Origin of the sequence: Aestuariivirga sp. (genome assembly GCF_047600585.1) — a bacterium.
GTDB lineage: Bacteria > Pseudomonadota > Alphaproteobacteria > Rhizobiales > Aestuariivirgaceae > Aestuariivirga.
In genome coordinates, this window is sequence record NZ_JASGKP010000001.1 from 2,219,971 (window position 1) to 2,245,383 (window position 25,413).

Sequence of the window (25,413 nt, forward strand, 5' to 3'; positions counted from 1 at the left end):
GTCGTTCATCATCACCACCGGCGTTCGAAGCGTTTGCGCAGGTAAATGGCCAGCGCGTTGAAGGCAAAGAGCACGACCAGGAGGACGATGATCGCGGCAGCCGTCCGGGATTGGAAGGCCGCTTCAGGAAGGTCGGACCACAGGAAGACCTGCACGGGAAGAACCGTCGCCGCGTCGGTGACGCTGCCCGGCACATCCACGATGAAGGCGATCATGCCGATCATGAGGAGCGGAGCGGTTTCACCCAGGGCACGCGCCACACCCAGGATGGTGCCCGTCAGGATGCCCGGCACGGCAAGCGGCAGCACATGATGGAACACGGCCTGCACATGGGAGGCGCCGACACCGAGGGCTGCTTCCTTGATCGAGGGCGGCACCGACTTGATGGCGGCGCGCGAGGCAATGATGATCGTGGGCAGCACGAGGAGCGAGAGCACCAGGCCACCCACCAACGGGGTTGAGCGCGGAATGCCGAAGGCGTTGAGGAACACCGCAAGCCCGAGCAGGCCGAAGATGATCGAGGGCACGGCTGCGAGATTGTTGATGTTGATCTCGATCACGTCGGTGATCCAGTTCTTGCGCGCGAACTCCTCGAGATAGAGGGCGGCAGCCACGCCGAGCGGCAGGGCAATGGAGAGCGTGATGAGGATGGTGAAGATCGAACCGATGAGCGCGCCCTTGATGCCGGCCAGTTCCGGTTCGCGGCTGTCGCCGTTCAGGAAGAAGTTCCAGGCGATGCCGTGGGTGATAAGGCCCTTGTCCTTCAGCGCCGTGATCAGTTCCTTCTGCTTGTCGGAGAGCTGGCCATCGTCCGTGCCGCGCAGATAGAGGTCAGCATTGCTGTCGAGCGCCACCGGCACCGTGATGGTCTGGCCGATGAGCGACGGATCGGCGATCACCCGCGCCTGCAGCACGTCGGCGGCACCCGCCGAGAGCAGGCCGTTCAGCGCCTTCTTGTCGGCGCGGGTTGTGATTTCGGGGAAGTTGGCCTGGAGCGCCTTCTTGGTCATGCCGAGATAGTCGCCGGCGATGGGGTTCGCGGGATCGGCCATGGACGGATCGACGGTGACCGACAGAATGGCCTCGTTGACGAACACAGCCGGAATGGCCTTGCTCACGAGGTCAATCAGCAGGAAGGCGAGGAAGGCCGCGGTGATCGCGATGGCGCCGAGGCCATAGGCCTTGAAGCGCCGCTCGGCGGCGTAGCGCTTCTTCACGAGGTTGGCGTTATTCATAGTGTTCCCTGTACTTGCGCACGGTGCGGAGCGCCACGTAGTTGAGGGCCAGCGTCACGCAGAAGAGCACGAGGCCGAGGGCGAAGGCGGAGAGCGTCTTGGCGCTGTCGAACTCCTGGTCGCCGACGAGAAGCGTGGCGATCTGCACGGTGACAGTGGTGACGGCGGCAAAGGGATTGAAGGTGAGGTTGGCTGCAAGCCCTGCGGCCATGACCACGATCATGGTTTCGCCGATAGCGCGTGAAATGGCGAGAATGAAGGCTGAGACGATGCCGGGAAGTGCTGCAGGCAGCACCACCTTCCTCACCGTTTCCGACTTGGTGGCACCCATGGCGTAGGAGCCGTCGCGGAGAGCCTGCGGCACGGCGTTGATGATGTCGTCGGAGAGCGACGAGATGAGCGGCACGATCATCATGCCCATGACGAGGCCGGCAGCGAGTGCGGATTCGGAGGCGACCTCGAGTCCGGCCGAGGTGCCGAGCGAACGGATCAGCGGCGCGACGGTCAACGCCGCGAAGAAGCCCAGAACAACGGTGGGAATGCCGGCCAGCATCTCGAGCAGCGGCTTGGCGATGGCCCGCACCTTTGGCGTTGCATATTCTGCGAGATAGATGGCGGAGAAGAGCCCGAGGGGGCCGGCCACGGCGATGGCGATCACGGTGATGAGCAGCGTGCCGCCCAGAAGCGGCAGGGTTCCGAAGGACGGCGGATTGGCGGTGGGTGCCCAGGTGGTGCCGAAGAGGAACTGCCAGGCCGGAACCTCGGCGAAAAAGCGCAGGCTCTCGTAGAGAACCGAGAGCACGATCCCGATGGTGGTGAGGACGGCGACACCGGAGGCCGCCGCCAGCACGATCAGGATCACACGCTCGATCTGGATTCGCGTGGTGTTCTTGGCTGCAAAGGACGGAGCGGAAAGTTCAGCGGTCATCGCCATGGAAACACCAATCGGCTTGAAAACATTCTGGGGGCGGCCCGGTACATCCGCGGGACCGCCCACCAGTCCGGTGATGGATTACATCACCTTGTCGGCAGAAAGCGGCGTCATGTTCTTCGCCACATCGGCAGACTCCTTGGCGGCATCAGCCGGCAGCGGGATCAGGCCCTTGTCGGCGAGGTAGCCTTCTTCGCCAATGGCCTTGGTCGAGGTGTATTCAGCCACGAACTCGGCGATGCCGGGAACCTGGCCGATGTGCTGCTTCTTCACGTAGATGAAGAGAGGACGGGCCACCTTGTATTCGCCCGAGGCAATGGTCTCGAAGGTCGGGACCTGGCCTTCAACCTTCACGGCTTTGATCTTGCCTTCGTTCTCGGCGAGGAAGGAGTAGCCGAAGATGCCGAGGGCATCCGGGTTGGCTTCCAGCTTCTGGACGATCAGATTGTCGTTCTCGCCGGCTTCGACATAGGCGCCGTCGGTGCGGATCGACTTCCATACGCCTTCAAAGGCCTTGGCGTCGGACTTCTTCAGGGCGGCGAGGCTGTCGAACTTCAGGGCGCCGGCTTCGAGGACGAGTTCGGCGAAGCTGTCACGGGTGCCGGAGGTGGGCGGCGGGCCGAGCACTTCGATCTTGGTCTTGGGGAGGGACGGATCGATGTCGCTCCAGAGCTTGTTGGGGTTGTCGATCAGCTTGCCGTCCTTGTCCGGAACCTGCTTGGCCAGCGCGAGGAAGATCTGCTGCTTGGTGAGGGAGATGTCCGAGTCGGCAACCGAGGTGGCGATGGTCAGGCCGTCGAAGCCGACCTTGATTTCAACGATGTCGGTCACGCCGTTCTTCTGGCAGGTTTCGAATTCGGACTTCTTGATGGGGCGCGAGGCATTGGCGATATCGGGCGTATCTTCGCCGACGCCTTCGCAGAAGAGCTTGATGCCGCCGCCGGTGCCGGTCGATTCAACAACCGGGGTCTTCATGCCGCTCGACTTTCCGAAGGCTTCGGCAACGGCCGTGGTGAAGGGATACACCGTGGACGAGCCGACGATACGGATCTGGTCACGGGCGAAGGACGGACAGGCGGCAAGGGCAAGGGCCGAAACGGCGAAGAGAAGTCGTGTCATCTGTTTGTCTCCAGTGTGGTCGTTCATGTCTTGACCAGAGCGGGATTAGCCGCCGCATGTGGAGGTTATGCAACGCTTGTGTAACGCCTATATGACAATATATCCTCTTGTTTAATATAGAGGAATAGACACCGAGAAGGTGCTGCCCTGACCCTCGCGGGACTCGATTGCGAGGCTGCCCCGGTGGCGCGAGACAATGTGCTTCACGATGGCCAGGCCGAGTCCGGTGCCGCCCCGGGCCCGGCTCTCCTGGGTGCTGACGCGGTAGAAGCGTTCGGTGAGACGCGGCAGGTGGATGGCGGCGATGCCCTTGCCCCAGTCGCGCACGCTGAGCACGGCGAAGCCCGCCTTCTTCTCGCAAGTCACCTCCACCTTGCCGCCGCCGTTTCCATATTTGAGGGCATTCTCGATCAGGTTCTGCGCCACCTGCAGCAGTTCGTCGGCATCCCCCGCAACGAGCGCGGGTTCACTGCTGCTCACACTCAGTTCGACGTTCACGTCCTTCGCGAGGGTGAGCAGATTGGATCGCGCCTGCCGCGCCACGTCTGCAAGATCGACGCGCGCGCCGGGCCGCACATGCTCGTTCAGCTCGATGCGGCTGAGGGTGAGGAGATCGTCCACCAGCCGCTTCATGCGACGCGCTTGGGTCAGCATGCTGCCGAAGAACTTGTCACGCGCCTTGGAGTCATCCCGCGCCGGGCCCTGCAGGGTTTCGATGATGCCGAGGATGGCGGTGAGCGGTGTCCGCATTTCATGGGAGGCATTGGCCACGAAATCGGAGCGCATCCGCTCGATCTGCTGTTCGCGCGTCAGGTCCCGCAGCACCACCAGCATGGAGCCGCCCTCCCCCAGCGGTGCCACATGGGCCTCCAGCAAGCGTGGCGGGCGCGAATGGATATCGAGTTCCACCGTCTGCGCCGTGTTCTGCTGTTCGCACTTCTGCACGGCTTCCACGAAGGCCGGCAAGCGGATGACGGTAAAGGCATTGAGGCCGGTCAGCCGCAATTGCAGCATGTCCTCTGCCTGGGCATTGGCGGCCGTGATGGTGCCGCCCGCCACAAGCACAAGGGCGCCATCGGGCAAGGCTTCAAGGAATTCTCCGGCGCCGGGCATGGGGTGGCCTCAATGTGATGAGGCCTGCTCCTAGCCCATGAGGCGCCCGCTTCTCAAGCAGTCTTGAGCAGGCTGCGGGCCTCCTCGGGAGCAAGCGCCTTGGGCCGGGTGCAGGTGGACTTCAGATCGACGAAGCGGCCGGACTTTGCCGAAACGGCAATTGCGGACATGATCTCCACCACGTGCGCCATGCGGGAAATGCCGCAGCGAATGTCCCGCTTCTTCAGAATGCCCACTGCCATGTCGGCAAGGCCTGCCGCGCGGTAATTGGGCCACGCGGTTCCGCCATGGTCCTTCCAGTTCGGCAGCGTGAAGGGATGGTCCCACAGCGCCACGGATTTCGCCACCGCGTCCGTGCCCGCCATCAGCACCTCGCCACCGAAGAAGTTCGGGTCCGGCACGAAGATCGCGCCCTCGGTGCCATAGATCTCGAGCGGCTGGTGGCGGTGGGCATAGACATCCCACGAGGCGGAGAGCGTGATCGCGGCACCATTCGCGAAGTGGAGGAGCGCGTGATAGGTGGTGGGCGTCGTCACCTTGATCGTCTGGCCCTTGCGCGGCTCTGACGAGATCATCCGCGTCTTGCGCGGCGTCGAGGCGAGTGCCGCAACGCGCTTCACCGGCCCCACGAGGTTCACGAGATTGGCGATGTAGTATGGCCCCATGTCGAGGATTGGGCCGCCGCCCGGCTTGAAGAAGAAGTCCGGATTGGGGTGCCAGTGTTCCATGCCTTGGGAGAGGATGTGCGCCGTGCCCGAGGCCACCTTGCCGATGGCGCCGTCATCGATCAGCTTGCGGATCATCTGGTGCGAGCCGCCGAGGAACGTGTCGGGGGCCGCCGCCACCTGCAGCTTCTTGCGCTTGGCAATGGCCTGCAGGTCTTTCGCTTCCGCCATGGTGAGGGTGAGCGGCTTTTCCGAATAGACATGCTTGCCCGCCAGAAGCGCCTGCTTCGTCACCTTGTAGTGCACCGCCGGCACGGTGAGATTGAGCACGATCGAAACCGCGGCGTTGGCCAGCAGCTCCTTCACCGATTGCGCCGGCACGTTGAAGGCAGCGCCCCTCGCCTTTGCGGCCTCGGCGTTGATGTCCGCCACCGCCACGACGGCAATGTTGCGGAACATGGGGATCAATTCGAGATAGGTGGCGGAGATGTTGCCGCAGCCGATGATGCCGACACCCAAGACCTTATCCATTGCGCGACCTCACATCTTGCTGGCGAATTTGAACGAGTTGCGGGCGAAGCTCCAGACATCCTTGGGATTGTCGTGCTCCACAACATAATGAAGCGTGCGCGTGTTCTTCAGCGCCGCGAAGATCTCCGGCCACTTCAGCACGCCTGCCCCCACATCCGTCTGGCCCTGCTGGTCGGCGTTCTCGCCGGCCTTCGCATTGTCCTTCAGGTGAACGGCGGTGATGCGCTCGCCATAGGTCTTGAACCACTTCACCGGGTTCTGCCTTGCGAAGGCCACCCAGGCGATGTCGCATTCCCAGTCGAGCAATGGCCCGCCGTCAAAGATGCGCTCGATGGGAAACGAGCCGTCCCTCAGCTTCACGAACTCGAAGTCGTGATTGTGCCAGCCGAAGGCGAAGCCCTCCTCGCGCATCGCATGGGCGACCGTGGCGAGGCGTTTGCCCCAGGCCTTCCAGCCGGTGCCGGACTTCGGCTGCTCCTCAGGAAGAATGTAGGGGCAGTAGAGCGCGCGCATGCCGAGCGTGCGGGCGATCTTCACCACCTTCTTCCGTTCACGCTCGAACATCGCAAGCGGGAAGACATGGCCCGTCGGCATGCTGAGGCCGTTTGCATCCATCAGGGCGCGGAAGGCCTCGGGCGTCTCGTAGATATCAGGGTCACCATAGCCCTCGACCTCGGCGTATCCGCACGCGGCGAGATGCGCGAGCAGCTTGTCCCAGGGTTTGAAATTGCGGGCCGAATAGAGCTGGAACGACAGGCGCTTGGGCATTGATGTGTCCCCCGAAAAGGCAGTCATACCACGTTTTTGGCTCTCTGCAACGTTTCAGAAAGTCAAATTCACACCCTTGAACCGTTTCAGAACGGCGCTAAGGTCCAAAGCTTATGAACGCCTGGGACAAGCCCCCAACCCTTCGCAACCTCGCTGCCAGGTTGGGGCTTGGCGTTTCGACGGTGAGCCAGGCCTTGCGTGACAGCCCGGAGATTGCCGTGGAAACCCGCCGCCGGGTGAAGCAGGCCGCCGAGCAACTGGGCTATGTGCCGAACCGCGCCGGCGTCCGCCTCCGCACCGGCAAGACCAACATCATCAGCCTCGTGCTCAATCCCGAGGATGACGGTTCGGGCTTCTTCACCAACATGATTTACGGCATCGCCGATGCCTTGGCGCAGACGCCCTATCACCTCGTTGTCACCCCCAGCACATTCGCCGATCCCATGGCGCCCATCCGCCACATCGCCGAGACCCACGCTGCCGATGGCGTGATCATCTCGCGCATCATGCCGGATGATCCGCGCGTGCGTTACCTCCACAGTGTCGGACTGCCCTTCGCCACCCATGGCCGTACCGACATCGGGATCGACCACTGCTACTACGACTACGACAACCACGCCTATGTGATGGAGGCGCTGCGCCAGTTGAAGGCGCGCGGGCGCCAGCGCGTCGTGCTTTTCGGCCCGCCGCCCGGCCTGGCCTATGCCCAGCACACGCTGGCAGGATTTGTCGACGGGCTTCAGGCCCATGCCATGCAGGGCAAGGTCGTCACCACGGCACATTCGGATTCCGATTTCAGCCATCTGCAGCAAACGGCCCACGGCATTGCCACCTCCCCACAGGCCCCCGATGCCGTGATCTGTTCCTCCCCGAGTGAAGCCATCGCGGTGGCCAGCGGCATGGCCAAGGCAGGGTTCGTCATGGGCCGCACCTATGATCTGGTTGTCAAACCCATCTCCAAGCTCGCGAAGCTCGCCCTGCCCCAGATCATCGGCATCGAGGAAGATCATCGCGCCGCAGGCCGCGAACTCGCCCGTATGCTGCTGGCCCTCATCGATGGCGAAGACGCAAGCAAACTGCAGATGCTGGTGGCGCCCCACGCCTCCTGATCTTCATTCTCCGTCAACCTTTCGGGCAAGCAAGTTCTTCACCATTCTCGCAGGCGCTGGCGTGGCGTTAGCATTTCCTCACGGGGCGCTCTGGCAATTGAATGCCGGGATGAATTTCTCTGTTGCGGGGACGGCATGGCAACGCGAACGATCGATCAGGAAGTGGTGCAGAGGCTGGCCAAGGGCTCGGACCTTGCCGTCCTGACCGGCATTGCGCTCTTTCTCACGCTGCAGGCCTCGCACACATCACAGCAGGTCTCCGCGGCCGGCTTCTTTGCGCTCTGCATCGGCCTTGCCTCGCTCCGGCTGGTGCGCGGCTTCGGGCTCTACCGCGTCAACGCCTGGATCAATGGTGTCACGAGTGCCCTCAAGAGCTTTTCCGTCACGCTGGTCATCGGTCTTTCAGCCCTCTATGCCGCACCGCTTTTCGGCCTCGTCCTCAAGAACGACTGGGCGGTGGGCTTCATCGTGCTCACCGCTGCCTATTTCAGCCTCTCACGTCTCTTCACCCATCTCTGGTCAGAGCCGCTCGCCAAGGCAGGCAAACTCCGCCAGCGCATCGCCATCGTGGGCGGCGGCAAGGCGGCGGAAGAAGCCATCCACCTCATCGAACTCTCACCGGAACTGGATGCCGAGGTCGTCGGCCTCTTCGATGACCGCTTCGACAACCGCAGCCCGGAATCGATCCGCAAGCACAGGAAGCTCGGGAAGATTGCCGACCTTGCCGACTATGCCCGCAGCCATGCGGTCGATCTCGTCATTGTCGCCATTCCGATGAGCGCCGAGCAGCGGCTGCTGCAGATCCTCAAGCGCCTCTGGGTGCTGCCCGTCGACATCCGCATCAGTGCCGCGACGGCAGAACTGAAGCTCAGCCCCCGGGCCTATTCCTATCTCGGCAAGCTGCCACTGCTCAACGTGTTCGAGCGCCCGCTCTCGGGCTGGGATTCATTCCTCAAGGGAGTTGTGGACAAGGGAATTGCCCTTGCCGCGCTTCTTTGCCTCTCGCCCGTCATGGCTGTGGTGGCGCTCGCCGTGAAGCTGGAGAGCAAGGGGCCCGTGATCTTCCGGCAGAAGCGCTTCGGCTTCAACAACGAGCTGGTCGAGGTCTTCAAGTTCCGCTCCATGTACACCGACATGTCGGATGCCCAGGCCGCAAAGCTTGTGACGAAGGACGATCCGCGCGTTACCCGCGTGGGCCGCATCATTCGCAAGACATCGCTCGATGAGTTGCCACAGCTCTTCAACGTGCTTGCAGGAACACTGTCGCTCGTGGGCCCGCGCCCGCACGCCACCCAGGCCAAGGCGGCCGGCACGCTTTACGATCAGGTTGTCGATGGCTACTTCGCACGCCACAAGGTGAAGCCCGGCATCACCGGCTGGGCCCAGGTGAACGGCTGGCGTGGTGAAACCGATACGCGCGAGAAGCTTGAACAGCGCGTGAAGCACGACCTCGAATACATCGACCGCTGGTCGCTGGGCTTCGATCTCTACATCCTCGCCAAGACACCGCTCGCCTTGCTGCGCACCGAAAGTGCTTACTGAGCCCGGCAGGCGCTCCCGCAACCCTCCGTTGGTGACAGCCGCAATTGGTGATAGCGTTCGCGAATCCCCGTCATAGGGGGCGGGGACAAAACCAATGGGAGCTCCAAATGGAAACACTTCTTCCGATCATCCTGCAACTCGTTGCAGGTGCGGTTGGCGGCAACGTCGGTGGCGTTGCCATGAAGAATGGAAGCCTGGGAGGACTGGGTAACACGATTACGGGCGCCATCGGCGGCGTCGGTGCGGGGCAGCTTCTGCCCATCATCATGGGTGTCGCACAGGCCGCGGGCTTCGACATCACCAACCTTGCAAGCTCTGCCGTGGGCGGGCTGGTGCTGCAGATCATCGCCGGCCTCATCAAGGCGCAGATGAACAAGAGCGCCTGATCACCTCAGCACGATGGATTGCGAAGGGCCGCCAGCAGAAGCGGCCCTTTTCTTTTCAGGCCGGCGTTTGCTGCTTGGCCACGTCGGCTGCCGTGCCGCCCGTGAGCGTCACAAGATCAGCCCAGGTGAGTTCGAACACGGCGTTCGGCGTTCCCGCCGCCGCCCAGATGGTGCCAAGCTTTGCCAGATCGGCGTCGAGATACGTGACAGGTGCTGTCGCATGGGCGACGGGCGGCACGCCGCCGATCACGTAGCCCGTCTTCTCGCGCACGAAGTCGGCATCCGCCGATTTCACCTTCTCGCCCAGAAGCGCTGCGACCTTCTTCTCGTCCACGCGATTGACGCCGGAGGCGACGACAAGCACAGGCCGGCCGCTCTCCGCCGCGCGGAAGATCACCGACTTCGCAATCTGCGCCACCGTGCAGCCGATCGCCGCCGCCGCATCCGCCGAGGTGCGGGTGCTTTCCTCGAATTCCACGACGCGGAAGCGCGGGCCGAGAACGGCCTGCACCTTGAGCGCGGAGGCTTGTGTTGCGGGTTTCATGCGTGGCCTCAGCCGCGCATGCGCCTGCCTTCCGGATCGAAGGGCGGATCGACGTTGATAGTGGCCTTGCGCATCTCGCCGATCAGTTCGATCTCGAAGGCGCCGGCCGAAAGGTCGCTCGCCAGCTCCTTCGGCACATAGCCCTGCGCCATCGACTTCTCGACGTAGTGCGCATAGCCGCCGGAAGTCACCCAGCCGACCACCTTGCCCTTGTGGAAGATCGGCTCGTCACCCAGCACGTCGGCATCCCCCGCATCGACGATGAAGGAGACGCGGCGGAGCTTGCCGCCATTGCGCTTTTCTTCCATTGCGGCATCGCGGCCGATGAAGTCGTTCTTGGTGAGGTCGATGAAGCGGTCCATGCCCGCTTCGAAGCCGCCGTAGATGGGACGCAGTTCGCGGAACCACGTGGGGAAGTTCTTCTCGAGGCGCATGGAGAGCAGTGCGCGCATGCCGAAGGTGATGATGCCGTGCGCCTTGCCCGCCGCCATGATCTTTTCATAGAGGCGGCGCTGGTATTCGGGTGCCACCCAGATTTCATAACCCAGGTCGCCCGTGTAGGTGACGCGGTTGATGATCGCCGGGCAGTTGGCGATGTCCATGGCGCGGATATCCATGAACTTGAAGGCGGCGTTCGAGACGTCCTCGTCGGTCAGTGCCTGCAGCACGTCGCGCGACTTGGGGCCTGCGATCGACAGGCCAACCATGCCCATGTCGAGACGCTCGATCTTCACCGAGCCATCCACGGGCAGGTACTTCTCGAACCAGCGCATGTGATAGCGCTGCGCCTGCGAGGAACCCCACATGTAGAAGGTCTCGTCCTTCAGCTTGCCGATGGTGAAGTCGCCGATCAGCTTGCCGTTGGGGTTCAGCATCGGCGTCAGGCTGATGCGGCCGGTCTTCGGCATCTTGTTGGTCATGAGGCGCGAGAGGAAGGCTTCCGCACCCGGGCCCGTGAAGCGGTACTTGGCGAAGTTGGCAATCTCGGTCACGCCCACGCCATTGCGGGTGCCGTGCACTTCCGCCTTCACGTGCTTGAAGTCGTTGGAGCGGCGGAAGGAGACTATGTCCTTGGGCTCCACGCCCTTGGGCGCAAACCACAGCGGCGTTTCCAGGCCCCAGCTGTCGCCCATCACCGCGCCCTGCTCGCGCATGATGTCGTAGAGCGGTGTGGTCTGCTGCGGGCGGGCCGCCGGCAGTTCCTCGTTGGGGAAACGGATCGAGAAGCGGCGGGAATAGTTCTCGCGCACCTTCTCGTTCGTGTAGCTGCGCGTGGCCCATTCGCCGAAGCGGGCCACGTCCATGGCCCACACGTCGAAGCCGGGATCACCGTTCACCATCCACTGCGACAGTGCGAGGCCGACGCCGCCGCCTTGCGAGAAGCCGGCCATCACGCCGCAGGCCACCCAGTAGTTCTTGATGCCGGGCACCGGGCCGACGAGCGGGTTGCCGTCGGGCGTGAAGGTGAAGGGCCCGTTGATCACGCGCTTGATGCCGGCCTTCTGCAGCACCGGGAAGTGCTTGTAGCCCAGCTCGAGGTTGGGCGCGATGCGGTCAAGGTCGGGCTGCAGCAGTTCGCGGCCGAAGGTCCAGGGCGTCTGGCGCGGCTGCCACGGGCGGCAATCCTGCTCATAGGTGCCGAGCACCAGGCCGGTGCGCTCCTGGCGCATGTAGATTTCCGCCTTGAAGTCGATGATGTGGGTGACTTCCTTGCCGAACTCCTTGTTGAAGGCGACGACTTCGGGAATTTCCTCGGTCACGAGGTACATGTGCTCCATGGCGAGCACCGGCAACTCGAGGCCCACCATGCGGCCCAGTTCGCGGGCCCACAGGCCGCCGCAGTTCACCACATGCTCGGCGTGGATGTTGCCCTTCTCGGTGATCACGTCCCAGGAGCCGTCAGTGCGGTGCACGAGTTCGGTGACGCGCGTGCCCTGGTAGATTTCAGCGCCGTTGATGCGGGCCGACTTGGCATAGGCGTGGGTGGTGCCTTCCGGATCGAGGTTGCCGTCGGCGGCGTCCAGCATGGCGCCCACGAAGTATTGCTCTTCCAGCAGCGGGTTCAGCTTCTTCGCTTCCGCCATGGTGAGGAGTTCGCATTCGAGGCCCAGGTACTTGGCGCGGGCATGTGCCATCTTCAGCCAGTCCATGCGGTCCTTGGTGTCGGCGAGGATGAGGCCGCCGGAACGGTGCAGGCCGCAGGCCTGGCCGGAGATCTTCTCCAGTTCGTCGTAGAGGCCGATCGTATAGCCCTGCAGCTTGGCCACGTTGGGGTCGCCGTTCAGGGTGTGGAAGCCGCCCGCCGCATGCCAGGTGGAGCCGGAGGTGAGGATGTCGCGCTCCACCAGCACCACGTCTTTCCAGCCCGCCTTGGTGAGGTGATAGAGTACCGAGCAACCGACGACACCGCCGCCGATGACGACAACCTGGGCAGAAGATTTCATGTGGTGGATCCTGAAAGAAATGTGGAATTGGGGGCGAACCTAGAGCGGCGGCCCTGCTTTCGCAATCAGCCCCGGCGGTGAAATCCGCTCAACAAGAAGGGCCCCCGCCCCGGCTCCCTGCCCAATAAAAAAGCCCCGCATGACGCGGGGCTCGACGAAGGTCGTAACGGAAGGAAGTTTAGATCGCTTCCTTGACTTCCTTGGCGGCGCGGAAGGCCAGCTTCTTGGAAGCCTTGATCTTGATCTGCTCGCCGGTCAGCGGGTTGCGGCCGAGACGGGCCGGGCGCTTGCGGACCTGGAAGATGCCAAGGCCGGTGATGCGGACCTTGTTGCCCTTCTTGAGGTTCTTGACGGTGAGTTCGACGAAGTTGCCAAGAAGCTCGTTCATCGCCTTCTTGGACATTTCGTGCTTCTCAGCCAGTTCGGCAGCGATCTTGGAAAGAGCAACCGTCAGTACTTTTTCGTCAGCCATTGTCATCTCCTTGGTGGTGGCGAATCAATTCTGAACGATTGGTTACATGACTCTCCGATTCGTGAAAACCCTTATTTTCCGGGACTTTCTTGAATCCGGATCGAAAAAATGCCCGATTCTCCGGGGTTAATACTTTGTTAACGAATTGAGACACGCGCAACCATCTGAATTTCTTAGGCAATTTTAGATTGCAGTGCGAGCCGGTCAAACGAAATCCACGTGGGTCTTGAGGGTGAGCGGACCAAGATCATGCTTGTGGGAAAGTGCGTTCAGGTTCGCCTGCCGCGCTACTTGCGTGGACTCACCCGAGGTGTTCGCCGCGTGGATTCGAATGCCCACGCTCTGCTCTGCGATGCGGGCGAGCGGATGCCCCGCGCGGGCCACGCGCAGATACCAGTCCCAGTCGGCATAGTACGGAAGCGTGGGATCGAAGCCGCCCAACTCGTCATGCAAGCGGCGGCGATAGCACACGCCGGAAATGAGAATGGTGTTGTTGCCAGCAAGGCTCGCCGCATCCGCTTCATGCGCGAAGGGCCGCGGCGCGCGTCCGTCGGCGAACAGCATCACGCCATCACAGTGAACGAGCCCTGCTCCTTTCGTGAGCAGCGCCTCCGCCTTCATTAGGTAAGCGGGATCGAGAAGAATGTCGTCGTCATCGAGCCAGAGGATGAATTCGCCTCGCGCTGCCGATACGCCAAGGTTCCGTGCGGCGATGGCGCCCCGCCGTGCATTCTCGAAATGGCGGAGACGCCGGTCATCCGAGAAAGGCGGCAGCGGCTCGCCGTCATTGACGACGATGATCTCGAAGGCCACCTTCTCCTGCGCCATCACGGACTGCACCGCCTCGGCCAGGAACTGCGGACGGTTGTGGGTGGGAATGATGACGGAAAAGCGCAGCACGCTTCACTTACGATTTGCGCGACGGAACGGTTTCATCAGGGCCGGGACGCGCTTCGGCAAAGGCTTCCAGCATCTCGCAATGAAGCGCGAGGGCATGCAGTTTCGGATATTTCGTCGCCGGGAAGCACTCCGGCACGCGCAGCTTCATGTGCATGATCATGCAGGCCGTGGTCACATCGGCCTGGGTCATCTTGTTGTCGAAGAACCACGGCGTGCCGCAGTCATGCTCGAGTTTCTCGAGACTGGTGTTGATCTGCGAGAGCAGACGCTTCTCCCAGTCCTTCGCCAGCATCTTGTCGGGGTGATTGTGGCGCTCGAAGAACGTCTGCACCACTTTCTCTGCGATGCCGGCAGCAAGGTAGACAGCATTCAGCACATGGCGGCGTTCCGGGCCGTGGCGGGGCGTCAAGGCACGCGCCGGGCCCGCCATCTCGTCGAGATGATCGATGATGGCGTGGGAGTCGATCAGCGTCTCGCCGCCTTCCAGAATGAGCACCGGCACGCGCAGCAGCGGGTTGAGCTTCTGCACCTCCGCCGCATTGCGGAAGATGGAGAGCGGATTGCGCGTGAACGGCATGTGGTAGTGATTGAGTGTCACCGCCACACGGCGCACGAAGGGAGAGTCGTACTGGCCGACAAGGATCATGGACGGGATGATGGCGCGGTTGCGCGGGGGGCGCAAGGGCTGCGCCAACCCAGGTTCATGCGGAAAGCCGTTCCAGCGCCTGCTCCCGGCCGATGAGCGGAAGGAGGGCGGCGAGTTCGGGACCGTGGTCGAGGCCGGTGAGCGCCTGCCGGAGCGGCATGAACAGCCCCTTCCCCTTACGGCCGGTGGCTGTCTTCACCGCCTCGGTCCAGAGCTTCCACGTGTTGCCATCCCATGGCGCGGGCGGAAGCGCAGCCTTGGCCGCAGCGAGGAACGCGCGATCCTCGGACGCGATCACCGGCATGATCGGGCCCGCGATCACCCTGGCCCAGCCTTCCACATCCGAGAGCTTTTCGATGTTGCCGCGCACTGCGAGCCAGAAGGCTTCCGAATGCCCGGGGATGCGCCCTGCAACGGCGACGTAGTCCGTCATGTGCAGAAGCTTGGCATTGAGCGACTTCAGTTCCGCCTCGTCGAAGCGGGCGGGCGCGCGCGAGAGCTTGTCGAGGCCGAAGCCCTCCACCAGTTCGCGATAATCCGTACACGGATGGATATTGTCGGAGGTGCCGAGCAGTGCCGCATGGCTGACAACCGCCATGGCCTCGAAACCATCCTCGCGCATCTGCCCGATCGAGAGCGAGCCCAGCCGCTTTGACAGTCCCTTGCCATCAGAGCCTGTCAGCAGCGAGTGATGGGCATAGTCCGGCACGGTGGCCCCGAGCGCCCGCGTGATCTCGATCTGCACCGCCGTGTTCACCACGTGGTCCTCGCCGCGGATCACGTGCGTGACAGCGAAGTCCACGTCGTCGATCACCGAGGGCAGCGTATAGAGATAGGTGCCGTCCTCGCGGATCAGCACGGGATCTGAAAGATTGGCGGTGTCGATGTGCACGGGGCCGCGGATGAGGTCGGTCCATTCCACGGCTGTCTGGGCCAGCTTGAAACGCCAGTGGGGCTTGCGGCCCTCCGCCTCGAAGGCCTTGCGCTCGGCATCGGTCAGTTTCAGCGCGGCGCGGTCATAGACCGGCGGCAGGCCCCGCGCCTGCTGGCGCTTGCGGCGGCGGTCCAGTTCGTCGGCGGTCTCATAACAGGGATAGAGAAAGCCCCGGGCGCGCAGATCGTCGGCGACCGCGTCGTAGCGGGCGAAGCGCTTCGACTGCCACTCCACCCGGGCGGGCGCGATGCCGAGCCAGGCGAGATCGGTGGCGATGCCGCGGGCGTATTCCTCGGTCGAGCGCGCCGTATCGGTGTCGTCGTAGCGCAGGATGAATTGACCGCCGGTCTTCTGCGCAAAAAGCCAGTTGAGAATGGCCGTGCGGGCGTTGCCGATATGGATGCGGCCGGTCGGAGATGGCGCGAAGCGGACGATGGTCATGACCGCCCTGCGCTAGCCCCTGAGGCGGAGGCCGTCAAGAATGTGGCGGAGGCCGTCAAGAATGGGAAGGCCGCATGCAGCGGCAGGCATGGCGGCGGCGGGCGCAATCTGCTAGCGAGCGGGAAAAAGCGGAGTGAAACATGCAGCAGCGGCAATTGGGCAGGAACGGACCTTCGGTGGGCGCCATCGGCTTTGGCGCCATGAGCATCGCCGGCGCCTTCGGGCCAACCGACGAGGCCACCAGCCACAGGGTGCTGGCGAAGGCGCTGGACCTCGGCGTCACCCACATCGACACCGCCCTCATCTATGGCCCGCACACCTCCGAAACCATCATCGGCAATTTCCTGAAGCAGAACCCGGCGGCGCGGTCGCAAGTGTCGATCGCGACGAAGGGCGGCTTCAGGATCAATCCGCGCGGCATCAGCAACGAGAAGCAGTTCCTGCGCGAATGCCTTGAGGGTTCGCTGAAGCGCCTCGGCGTCGACCACGTGGACCTCTACTACATCCACCGCCGCGAACAGGCGATCCCCATCGAGGACGTGACCGGCACCCTCGCGGACTTCGTCAGGGAAGGAAAGATCGGCGGCATCGGCTATTCCGAAATCTCGCCCGCCTCGCTGGCGCGCGCGGCGAGTGTGCACCCCATCCGCGCCGTACAGAGCGAATACTCGCTGTGGTCCCGCCTGCCCGAGCTTGGCATGATCCAGGCCTGCGCGCGTCATGGCGCGGCCTTTGTCGCCTTCTCGCCCGTGGCCCGCGGCGTGCTCACCGATGTGACGCTCGATCCCACCCTCTTCCCGGCGGACGACTTCCGCAAGAACATGCCGCGCTTCCAGCCCGCCGCCTTCGCCTACAACATGAAGTATGTGGAGGCCTTCCGCGCCTTCGCCAAGTCTCGCGGCTGGAGCACCTCGGCGCTGGCCATCGCCTGGGTGCTGCACCAAGGGGCGCACATCATTCCCATTCCGGGCACGCGCACGGCAGAGAACCTCGCGATGGATGCGAAGGCAGCCGACATCAGCCTGACGCCGCAGGACCTCGCCGAGATCGAGCGCATCTTGCCCGCCGGGTTTGCGCAGGGGAACCGCTACACCGAGGACCAGCAGAAGAGTTCGGAACTGTATTGCTGAGGGAGGGCCGCTTGCGCATCCTTCGAGGCTCGGCTCCGCCTCGCACCTCAGGATGAGGGTTTAGTTTTCACCTCATGCTGAGGTGCCGCGAAGCGGCCTCGAAGCATGCGCCCTATCCCAGCCCCTCACGGCTTGTCGCGGAAGCCGTTGGTGATCGGATAGCGGCGGTCGCGGCCGAAGTTGCGGCGCGTGATCTTCACGCCCGGGGCCGCCTGCCGGCGCTTGTATTCCGCCACATAGAGCATGTGCTGCACCCTCTTCACCAGCGCCACGTCATGGCCGCGCGCCGCAATCTCGGCCACCGTCTGCTCGCGCTCCACAAGGCCATCGAGAATGTCGTCAAGCACGTCATAGGGCGGCAGCGAGTCCTGGTCCTTCTGGTTCTCGCGCAGTTCCGCCGTGGGTGCCTTGGTGATGATGCGGCCGGGGATCACCTCTCCCAGCGTGTTCCGCCATTCGGCGAGGCGGTACACTTCCGTCTTGTAGACATCCTTGATCGGGTTGTAGCCGCCGTTCATGTCGCCATAGAGCGTGGCATAGCCGACGCTCATCTCGCTCTTGTTGCCGGTCGTCAGCACCATCGAGCCGAACTTGTTGGAAATGGCCATCAGGATCACGCCGCGCGAGCGCGACTGCACGTTCTCTTCGGTGATGTCGCTGTTGCGGCCCGCGAACATCGGCTTCAGGGCGGAAAGGAAGCCTTCGACCGGTTGCTTGATCGGCACCACGTCGTAGCGCACGCCCAGCCGCTTGGCGCAGTCCTCCGCGTCCACCAACGAATCCTTGGAGGTGTAGGCGTAGGGCAGCATCACGCAATGCACCTTCTCCGGCCCCAGCGCATCGACGGCCATGGTGGCGACGACTGCGGAGTCGATGCCGCCCGACATGCCCAGCACCACGCCGGGGAAGCGGTTCTTCAGCACGTAGTCGCGCAGGCCCAGCACACAGGCCTTCCACGTCTCTTCCTCGCGCTCGGGCAGCTTCGCGATTTCGCCCTTGCGGCAGGTCCAGCCTTCGCCGGACTTGGTCCAGTGGGTGACGGCAATGGCCTCCTCGAACATCGGCATCTGCAAGGCCAGCGTGCGGTCGGCATTCAGCACGAAGCTTGCGCCATCGAACACAAGCTCGTCCTGCCCGCCCACCTGATTGAGATAGGCGAGCGGCAGGTTCGTCTCCGTCACGCGCGCCACCACAAGGTTGAGGCGCACGTCATCCTTGTTGCGCTCGAAGGGCGAGCCGTTGGGTGACAGCAGGATCTCGGCGCCGGTCTCTTCCAGCGTCTCGCAGACTTCCTCGGTCCAGATGTCTTCGCAGATGGGCACGCCGATGCGCACGCCTTTCACCGAGAGCGGCCCCGGCGCCGGGCCCGGCTGGAAGACGCGCTTCTCGTCGAACACGCCGTAGTTCGGCAGATCGTACTTGTGGCGCACGGTCTCGATGCGGCCGCCCGAGAGCAACGCCACGGAGTTGTGCAGCTTCTCGCCATCGCGCCAGGGTAGACCCATCAGGATCGCCGGACCTTGCGCGAACTCCGCGGCCAGTTTCTCCACCGCTTCCTTGCAGGCCGTGACGAATGAGGGCCGCAGCACCAAATCTTCCGGCGGATAGCCGGCGATATAGAGTTCCGGAAAGAGCACGAGATCCACATCGCGGAGGCCCGCAAGCTTGGTGCGGGCCTTTTCGAGATTGGCATCGATTGCGCCCACGGTCGGGTTCAACTGGGCCAGCGCAATGGTCAACGAGGTTGTCATGATGTCGGCGCTTCTAGCGGAAAACGCAGGCACTGCAAAACACCTTGCAATCAGGGCAGCCACTCGCCAAATTCCCGGCCCAGTATGCCGCGACACCTGCACGCGGGGGACAAGCCAGGAGAAAGATCATGCGTCTCGACAACGAACGTCCAAGCGACAACATCGAGGACCGCCGCGGCAGTGGCGGCGGCATGGGCTTTCCGGGTGGCGGGCGCGGAACCCGCATCAACATTCCGATGGGTGGCCGCGGCGGCGGCATGTCCATCTCCACCCTCGTTCTGCTCGTCATCGCCTATCTGGTGCTGAAGTTGCTCTTCGGCATCGACCTTCTCGCCATGATGAACGGCGGTGGCGGCGGCATCCAGCTGCCGGGCGGCGGCACATCGACCGAATACCAGATTCCGGACGTCACCACCGACTCGGCCGACACGCAGCTGCCAGGCGGCGGCACCGGCAATTCCAGCGTCACGGCCGATGCCGGCAAGGAGTTCGTGGCCCGCGTCCTCGGCTCCACCGAGCAGACCTGGACCGACATCTTCCAGCAGATGGGCAAGACCTACGAGAAGCCCCGGCTGGTGCTGTTCTCGGGCTTCACCCAATCCGCCTGCGGCACGGCGCAATCGGCCATGGGCCCCTTCTATTGCCCGCGTGACAAGAAGGTTTACATCGACCTCTCCTTCTATCAGGACATGAAGGACAAGCTCGGCGCTCCCGGCGACTTCGCCCAGGCCTATGTCATCGCCCACGAGGTGGGCCATCATGTGCAGGACAGCTTCGGCATTCTCGACAAGGTGCTGGCGGCGCGCATGAAGACCTCGGAAACCGAAGGCAATGCGTTGCAGGTGCGGGTTGAGCTGCAGGCCGACTGCTTCTCCGGCATCTGGGCGCAGGAAGCCAATGCCCGCGCCAAGATCCTCGAGGATGGCGACATCGAGGAAGGCCTGAATGCGGCAGCGGCGATCGGCGACGACCGCCTGCAGAAGCGCAGCCAGGGCTATGCGGTTCCCGACAGCTTCACCCACGGCACCAGCGAACAACGCGTGCGCTGGTTCAAGAAGGGCATGGAGGCGAAGTCGCTGAAGGACTGCGATACGTTCTCGACTGATAGTCTGTAAGGGCGCCGTCCTGATAGTCCGTCATGCCCGCGCAGGCGGGCACCCAGCTTTGGCTGATTTCAAGCGTGGAAAGTAGAAGCTGGGCCCCCGCCTTCGCGGGGGTGACGGTTGATAGGGAACGTGATTGCCTCCAGACGGGAGAGGGCAAAGTCCTACTAAGCCGCCCGGCCGTAGAACCCGATCTGTTCCTCGCGGGTGAAGGTGACGCCCGGCTTCTCGTAATAGGAGAACACCGCGATCAGGCGTTCCCTGCTGCCTTCCACTGTCGCCACCTTGTGGGCCGTGTTCTTGCCGCGGAAGACATTGAGCGTGCCCGATGAGAGCGTCAGCTTCTTCACCTCCGGGTCTTCGCCCCGCATCAGCTTGGCGACACCATCGTAGTTGGGGTCCGTGTCGCTGCGAAGATCGGTGCGGTAGACGAACTCGCCGCCCTTCTCGGGCGCCTGCAGCAGCAGCGTCGTGGTGAACTCGCTGCGGTCGAAGTGCCAGTTCAGCGCCTCACCCGGGCGGTAGGACATCACGTTCACCCGCGCCAGCGCGTCGCGCATGGGATAGAGCGCCTGCTTGCCCATGGTCTCGCCCAGGAACATCACCATCGGCGCCCATTCGTAGATGTACATGATCAGGCTCTGGCTGATCTGATCGGCGCAGACGGTGTGATTGATCGTGGTCGTGGTGGCGAGGGCCGGATGATCCGGCGCCAGACCCGGGATGTCCTTCTTGAAATAGATGTTGTGCTCGCGCTTGTGCAGGAAGGAGAGCCGCTCCATCACCGGGCTGATCTCCGCCACCACCTTCGCCAGTGCATCGGGCCGCACCAGACCTTCCAGATTGTACATGCCGTTGGCGGCAAGATCGTCCTTGCAGCGCTTGACCAGCGCGTGCCACTCCGGCGCGCCCACCTTGTGCAAGGGGTAGCGGTCGAGATCGAGAATGTCCTGCATGCTGTCCTCCGCGGGCGGGCCCGTCCATTGGTGCCGTCCTGTCTGACAATGATTTCCTTTGCCTGCAACCCAGATTTTGTTCATCCTGAGATAGAAATTCCAGGTCAGAGCATGAAAGCGCCCCTCCCCCTCAATGCCATCAACGCCTTCGCCGCGGCGGGCCGCCACGGCAGTTTCCTGCTGGCGGGACAGGAACTTGGCGTCACCCCCGCCGCCGTGAGCCAGCTCGTGCGGAAGCTCGAAGGCCATCTCGGCAAGACGCTCTTCCAGCGCCTCAACAACCGCATCATCCTCACCGACGCCGGGAAGTCGCTGCTGCAATCGGTGTCGCCGGCGCTGGGGGAACTCGCCGAGGCGGCAGAGCGCGTTTCGCGCAGTGGCACCAGGCGCCGGTTGCGGGTGAGTGCCGTGCCCTCGCTGGCGGAATGCTGGCTGCTGCCCCGCCTCAACCGCTTCCTCGCAGCGCATCCCCGCCTCCGCATCGATCTCGCCGTCGAGGAGGAAGCCCGCCCCGGCGCCTGGGACATCCGCATCAACTATGGCCGTCTCCCTGACGAAGACCTCGTGCAGGACGACCTCTGCCGCGACACGGTGCAGCCGCTTGCTGCGCCCACTCATCCCGCCGCGCGCCCAGGCGAGTTCACGGCAGCGCTGGCGCCTCACCTCATCCACACGCAATGGGGGCCGAGCTACGGCTCGAACGTGACGTGGAAAGACTGGTTCCAGCATGTGTCGCCGCGCGAACGCATCGACATGTCCGCAGGTCACGAGGTGAATGCCTCGCGTGCGGCGCTTGCGCTTGCGGAAGGAGGTGCGGGCATTGCCTTGGGGCAGATGCTGCTGGCGGGCGATGCACTCGCCAGCGGCAGGCTCGTCACGCTGTCAGACGAAAGCCTGCAATTGGGTCAGAGCTATGTGATCGCCCTTGCCGCGCCCCGCGCCCGGCAGGCGGAGGTGCAGGCCTTCCGCACCTGGCTTCTGGAAGAGGTCAGGCGTCCGCCACAAGGCCTTCCGCCGCATCCACCAGCCACTCCCACACCGCGAGCGCAAAGGTCCGCATCGCGTAAACGTGGAACGCATCGTCCCCCACGCAGTGAATGAGTACCGGCGTATGGTGGATGCCGGTCATGACGAACTGGCCCGGCTTGAAGGCGGCACGATCGAAATCGACGGCAGAACCGCGTGCCAGCGTGCGGCGGGCGTGATCACCCTCCACACGGATGCGGCAGCGCGCCGATGAGAGTGGCGTCACCAGACATTCGGGCGGCAGGCCCTGCGGCGCACGTTCGCCCACGCACCACAGCTGGTGGGGTGCAATGCGCATCACGGTGAAGGCCTCGTTCGCCTGCGCCACGTCGATCTTCGCGGGAAGCTTGCCAACTGCATCGATCAGGGGCGTTTCGAAGCCCTTGCCGAAGCCCGCAATCTGCGTGAGCGTGAAGCCGCCCTCCTCGCGGATGGTGATGCCCTTCGCCTCGTAGGCGGAAACGGTGGCCAGCGCTGAACGGGCATCAAGCATGGAGGCGCGTTCCTTCCTTGTCGATGAAGTGCGGCGAAACGATCTTCAGGCGCACCTGCTCGTTCTTCAGCGGGAAGGCGGCGATGATCTCCTCGCCCTCGTGCTTCAGCCCGCCCTTGTAGAGGCCGAGCGCGATGAAGGTGTTGAGTTCCGTCGACCATGTGACCGAAGTAATGTAGCCCCGGCCATGGCCCTTGATCTCGTCCGTTGCGGAAAAGAGGATCGAGCCGCCGCGCAGCTTCTTGCCGGGCTCCAGCAGTTCGAGACCGACCAGCGACCAGCGATCCGGCGCCTGCATGTCCTCGCGGAGGCGCAGCTCCTTGCCGATGAAGGGCTTCTCTTTCGCCGCCATCTTGCCGAGGCCGAGGTCGTCGAGCGAATTTCGGTGATCGAGTTCGAGGCCCGCCACATGGCCCTTCTCGATGCGGAGCGAGGCCAGCGCCTCGAGGCCGTAGGGCCGGATGCCGAGGGGGGCCGCGGCCTGCAGGATGTGTTCCCACAGGGCAATCGCGTGGTTCGCCGGGCAGTGCACTTCGTAAGCCAGTTCACCCGAGAAGGAGAGACGCATCAAGCGCACCGTGGTGCCGCCGAAGGAGATGTCCTTCACGCCCATGTAGGGCAGGCCCTCGTTCGACACGTCGACGCGCGGGAAGGCAAGCTCCAGCGCCTTCCGCGAGTCCGGACCGGAGACGGCCATGCCGCCCCATTCGTCTGTGAGCGAGGCCACATGCACCTTGAGGTCGGTCCAGTGGCATTGCAGCAGGTATTCGAGCCACGACATCACCTCGCCCGCCTGGGCCGTGGTGGTGGTCATGTAGAATTGCGTTTCGCTGATGCGGCTGGTGGTGCCGTCGTCGAGCACGATGCCGTCGTCGTTCAGCATCACGCCATAGCGCGCCTTGCCGACGGGAAGCTTGGCGAAGCCGTTGACATAAAGGCGGTTGAGGAACTCCGCCGCATCCGGCCCCTGCACGTCGATCTTGCCGAGGGTTGAGACGTCGGCAATGCCCACGCCCTTGCGCACCAGTTCCATCTCGCGGACATAGGCCGCCTCTGGCGAGGAGCCGGCCCACTCGTAGTACCAGGCGCGCATCCACAAGCCTGCCTCGATGAAGGTGCAGCCGTTCTTCGCGTGCCAGTCATGGAGCGGCGAGCGGCGGACGGGGCGGAAGTGATGGCCCACGCTGCGGCCCGCAAGCGCGCCCACCGTGAGCGGCGAGAACGGCGGGCGGAAGGTGGTGGTGCCTGCGGCTTCAGGCCCGATCCCGCGCAGGCCCGCCATCATGGCGATGGCGTTGACGTTCGATGTCTTGCCCTGATCGGTGGCCATGCCGAGCGTGGTGTAGCGCTTCAGGTGCTCCACCGACTGGAAGCCCTCTTCATGGGCCACCTTGATGTCCTTGGCGGTGACGTCGTGCTGGAAGTCCACGAAGGCCTTGCCCGGCACTGTCACGTCGAAGGGATCGCGGGGCATGGCGATGCCGTAGGAGCGGTCTTCGCGGATGCCGGGCTGTTCGATCGCCTTCGGGGCCTTGCTGATGCCGCAGGCAGCAAGCGCGCCCTTCCCTGCCGCTTCGCCGTCCCGCACCGAAGCGAGCCAGCCGAAGTGGCCGATGCATCCACCCGCACCGAACTGCGTCTCGGCAAAGCCACCGGGCACGAAGGCCGCGATGCTGGAATCATACTTGGGCTTGATCCCGCCGTGGGAGGAGAGATGCACTGCCGGGTTCCAGCCGCCCGAGACCGCCAGCACGTCGCAATCGATGGTGACGCTGTGGCGGCCCTTGAGGCGCACGGCGCGCAGCTGCGTGGTGCCGATCGTGTCTGCAATGCCGGCGTTCGGGAAGATGGCGATGCCAAGCGCCGCCGCCTGCGCAAGCAGATCGCTCGCGGGCGACATGCGCTCCTCGGCGATGGTCACGGCAACGCCCGCCTCGGCCAGCGCGAAGGCCGTGGCATAGGCCGCGTCATTGTTGGTGACGAGCACGGCGCGCTCGGCAGGGGCAAGGGCGAAACGGTTAAGATAGCTCCGCACGGCGGACGAGAGCATCACGCCCGGGCGGTCGTTGTTGGTGAAGACCAGCGGCCGCTCCAGAGCGCCTGCCGCATGGATGATCGACTTCGCCCGCATCACCCGCAGCAGCTGGCCCTGTGGCACGTGCTGCGCCACCGTCACCTGGTTTCCGTCATAGATGCCCTGCGCCGTGGCGCGGGTGAGCAACGTTACCTTGGGCATGCTTTGCAGTTCGGCGATGGTATCGCTCCGCCAGCGTTCCAGCGCCTCGCTCGATTCCGCCAGCAGGCTGCCGCCCAGTTCCATGTCCTGTTCGGCCAGCATCACCTTGGCGCCGGCGCGCGCGGCCGTCAGCGCCGCAGCAAGGCCAGCGGGGCCGGAGCCCACCACCAGCACGTCGCAGAAGCCGTATTCGACGTCATAGCGCGCGGCGTCCGCGGCGGTGTCGGCCTTGCCCATGCCCGCCGCCTTGCGGATGAAGGGCTCGTAGAACATCCAGGACTTTTTGAACGGGCCGATGAAGGTCTTGTAGTAGAAGCCGGCGCCCAGGATGGGCGAGGCCAGGCTGTTCACCGCCATCATGTCGAAGGAGAGTGACGGCCAGGCATTCTGGCTCTTCGCCACCAGCCCTTCGGCCAGCGGCACCATGGTGCCCGGCAGGTTCGGCTCGGCGCGGTTACCCTCGCCCACGGTGAAGAGGCCGTTCGGCTCCTCGATCCCTGCCGAGAGGAAGCCGCGCGGCCGGTGATACTTGAAGCTGCGCCCCACCAGCACCTTGCCGTTGGCAAGCAGTGCCGAGGCCAGCGTGTCGCCCGGCTGGCCGAACAGGCGCTGCCCGTCGAAGGTGAAACTCAGGGTGCGGCTGCGATCGATGCGGCCACCGGTGGTCAGGCGCTTGAAGGCGGTCATTCCACCACTCCTTCAATCACGTTGGTGGCGGTGTTGCGGCGCAGCTTGAACCACTGCCGACAGCCTAGCACATGCTGCCAGTGCTCGGTGTGCGGGCCCTTCGGATTGGTGAAGGTGAAGTAGTAGTCGTGCCAGGCCTTGAGATCGCCCGTGCTGTGGGCCGGACGCTCGCGCGTGGCATCACCGCCATAGCGGAATTCGGAAACGTCGCGCTCGCCACAATGTGGGCAGGGAATTTTCATGTCCGGGCG

Annotated in this window: 22 protein-coding genes and 1 pseudogene; 6 read left to right on the top strand and 17 right to left on the bottom strand. The window is 64.0% G+C overall.

The window, feature by feature from the left end; all coding sequences use genetic code 11:
• Positions 1-11: 11 nt before the first annotated feature.
• The 6 genes and pseudogenes from pstA to QM801_RS11050 form a co-directional block, all read right to left on the bottom strand.
• Positions 12-1,235 (bottom strand): phosphate ABC transporter permease PstA, encoded by a 1,224-nt coding sequence (gene pstA, locus QM801_RS11025; protein WP_415019254.1) that lies wholly within the window; start codon positions 1,233-1,235, stop codon positions 12-14.
• Positions 1,228-2,145: pseudogene (gene pstC / locus QM801_RS11030) on the bottom strand (phosphate ABC transporter permease subunit PstC); the annotation flags it as partial. The pseudogene pstC and the gene pstA, both read right to left, overlap by 8 nt.
• A 102-nt stretch (positions 2,146-2,247) precedes the next feature.
• A complete protein-coding gene (locus tag QM801_RS11035) occupies positions 2,248-3,285 on the bottom strand; it encodes a PstS family phosphate ABC transporter substrate-binding protein (protein WP_415019255.1) in 1,038 nt (345 codons plus the stop codon).
• 111 nt (positions 3,286-3,396) lie between these two features.
• Positions 3,397-4,398 (bottom strand): ATP-binding protein, encoded by a 1,002-nt coding sequence (locus QM801_RS11040; protein WP_415019256.1) that lies wholly within the window; start codon positions 4,396-4,398, stop codon positions 3,397-3,399.
• 53 nt (positions 4,399-4,451) lie between these two features.
• Positions 4,452-5,594 (bottom strand): Gfo/Idh/MocA family protein, encoded by a 1,143-nt coding sequence (locus QM801_RS11045; protein WP_415019257.1) that lies wholly within the window; start codon positions 5,592-5,594, stop codon positions 4,452-4,454.
• Positions 5,595-5,603: 9 nt separating this feature from the next.
• Positions 5,604-6,362, bottom strand: a complete 759-nt coding sequence (locus QM801_RS11050; protein WP_415019258.1) for a sugar phosphate isomerase/epimerase family protein — start codon at positions 6,360-6,362, stop codon at positions 5,604-5,606.
• Positions 6,363-6,475: 113 nt separating this feature from the next.
• Between QM801_RS11050 and QM801_RS11055 the strand changes: the two genes are divergently transcribed.
• The 3 genes from QM801_RS11055 (at position 6,476) to QM801_RS11065 (ending at position 9,399) form a co-directional block, all read left to right on the top strand.
• Positions 6,476-7,471: a LacI family transcriptional regulator gene (locus QM801_RS11055; protein WP_415019259.1), complete on the top strand. Its 996-nt coding sequence runs from the start codon at positions 6,476-6,478 to the stop codon at positions 7,469-7,471.
• Between the two features lie 135 nt (positions 7,472-7,606).
• A complete protein-coding gene (locus QM801_RS11060) occupies positions 7,607-9,013 on the top strand; it encodes an undecaprenyl-phosphate glucose phosphotransferase (RefSeq protein WP_415019260.1) in 1,407 nt (468 codons plus the stop codon).
• Between the two features lie 107 nt (positions 9,014-9,120).
• On the top strand, positions 9,121-9,399 hold the full coding sequence (locus QM801_RS11065) for a hypothetical protein (protein WP_415019261.1): 279 nt from the start codon (positions 9,121-9,123) through the stop codon (positions 9,397-9,399).
• A 55-nt stretch (positions 9,400-9,454) separates the two neighbouring features.
• On the opposite strand, the gene QM801_RS11070 is transcribed toward QM801_RS11065, so the two are convergent.
• The 6 genes from QM801_RS11070 to gltX all read right to left on the bottom strand — a co-directional run bounded on the left by QM801_RS11070 (position 9,455) and on the right by gltX (position 15,780).
• Entirely contained in the window at positions 9,455-9,943 is a 489-nt protein-coding gene (locus tag QM801_RS11070) for a YbaK/EbsC family protein (RefSeq protein ID WP_415019262.1), read from the bottom strand.
• A gap of 8 nt (positions 9,944-9,951) precedes the next feature.
• On the bottom strand, positions 9,952-12,387 hold the full coding sequence (locus QM801_RS11075) for a GcvT family protein (RefSeq protein WP_415019263.1): 2,436 nt from the start codon (positions 12,385-12,387) through the stop codon (positions 9,952-9,954).
• 178 nt (positions 12,388-12,565) lie between these two features.
• Positions 12,566-12,859 carry an HU family DNA-binding protein gene (locus QM801_RS11080; protein ID WP_415019264.1) on the bottom strand — a complete coding sequence of 98 codons (294 nt, stop codon included), beginning with the start codon at positions 12,857-12,859 and terminating at the stop codon, positions 12,566-12,568.
• Between the two features lie 204 nt (positions 12,860-13,063).
• Complete coding sequence (locus QM801_RS11085; protein ID WP_415019265.1) at positions 13,064-13,759, bottom strand: glycosyltransferase; 696 nt, start codon at positions 13,757-13,759, stop codon at positions 13,064-13,066.
• Positions 13,760-13,766: 7 nt separating this feature from the next.
• Complete coding sequence (locus tag QM801_RS11090) at positions 13,767-14,441, bottom strand: glutathione S-transferase family protein (protein WP_415019266.1); 675 nt, start codon at positions 14,439-14,441, stop codon at positions 13,767-13,769.
• A 19-nt stretch (positions 14,442-14,460) separates the two neighbouring features.
• On the bottom strand, positions 14,461-15,780 hold the full coding sequence (gene gltX, locus QM801_RS11095) for a glutamate--tRNA ligase (protein ID WP_415019267.1): 1,320 nt from the start codon (positions 15,778-15,780) through the stop codon (positions 14,461-14,463).
• A 140-nt stretch (positions 15,781-15,920) separates the two neighbouring features.
• On the opposite strand from gltX, the gene QM801_RS11100 reads away from it, so the two are divergent.
• Positions 15,921-16,910: an aldo/keto reductase gene (locus QM801_RS11100; protein WP_415019268.1), complete on the top strand. Its 990-nt coding sequence runs from the start codon at positions 15,921-15,923 to the stop codon at positions 16,908-16,910.
• 125 nt (positions 16,911-17,035) lie between these two features.
• On the opposite strand, the gene QM801_RS11105 is transcribed toward QM801_RS11100, so the two are convergent.
• Positions 17,036-18,661 (bottom strand): NAD+ synthase, encoded by a 1,626-nt coding sequence (locus QM801_RS11105; protein WP_415019269.1) that lies wholly within the window; start codon positions 18,659-18,661, stop codon positions 17,036-17,038.
• 128 nt (positions 18,662-18,789) lie between these two features.
• Between QM801_RS11105 and QM801_RS11110 the strand changes: the two genes are divergently transcribed.
• Positions 18,790-19,776 carry a neutral zinc metallopeptidase gene (locus QM801_RS11110; RefSeq protein WP_415019270.1) on the top strand — a complete coding sequence of 329 codons (987 nt, stop codon included), beginning with the start codon at positions 18,790-18,792 and terminating at the stop codon, positions 19,774-19,776.
• A gap of 155 nt (positions 19,777-19,931) precedes the next feature.
• Here the strand turns inward: QM801_RS11110 and QM801_RS11115 are convergent, their stop codons facing one another.
• On the bottom strand, positions 19,932-20,720 hold the full coding sequence (locus QM801_RS11115) for a 2OG-Fe(II) oxygenase (protein ID WP_415019271.1): 789 nt from the start codon (positions 20,718-20,720) through the stop codon (positions 19,932-19,934).
• Between the two features lie 111 nt (positions 20,721-20,831).
• On the opposite strand from QM801_RS11115, the gene QM801_RS11120 reads away from it, so the two are divergent.
• Complete coding sequence (locus QM801_RS11120; RefSeq protein ID WP_415019272.1) at positions 20,832-21,821, top strand: LysR substrate-binding domain-containing protein; 990 nt, start codon at positions 20,832-20,834, stop codon at positions 21,819-21,821.
• On the opposite strand, the gene QM801_RS11125 is transcribed toward QM801_RS11120, so the two are convergent.
• From QM801_RS11125 to QM801_RS11135, 3 genes are read right to left on the bottom strand one after another with little or no spacing between them, the layout of a single operon-like run.
• A complete protein-coding gene (locus QM801_RS11125; protein WP_415019273.1) occupies positions 21,709-22,239 on the bottom strand; it encodes a sarcosine oxidase subunit gamma in 531 nt (176 codons plus the stop codon). The two genes, QM801_RS11120 and QM801_RS11125, sit on opposite strands and share 113 nt — an antisense overlap.
• Positions 22,232-25,162 (bottom strand): sarcosine oxidase subunit alpha family protein, encoded by a 2,931-nt coding sequence (locus QM801_RS11130; protein ID WP_415019274.1) that lies wholly within the window; start codon positions 25,160-25,162, stop codon positions 22,232-22,234. The genes QM801_RS11125 and QM801_RS11130 overlap by 8 nt, the downstream gene beginning before the upstream one ends.
• Entirely contained in the window at positions 25,159-25,404 is a 246-nt protein-coding gene (locus QM801_RS11135) for a sarcosine oxidase subunit delta (RefSeq protein ID WP_415019275.1), read from the bottom strand. Before QM801_RS11135 ends, QM801_RS11130 begins: the two co-directional genes overlap by 4 nt.
• Between the last annotated feature and the right edge of the window lie 9 nt (positions 25,405-25,413).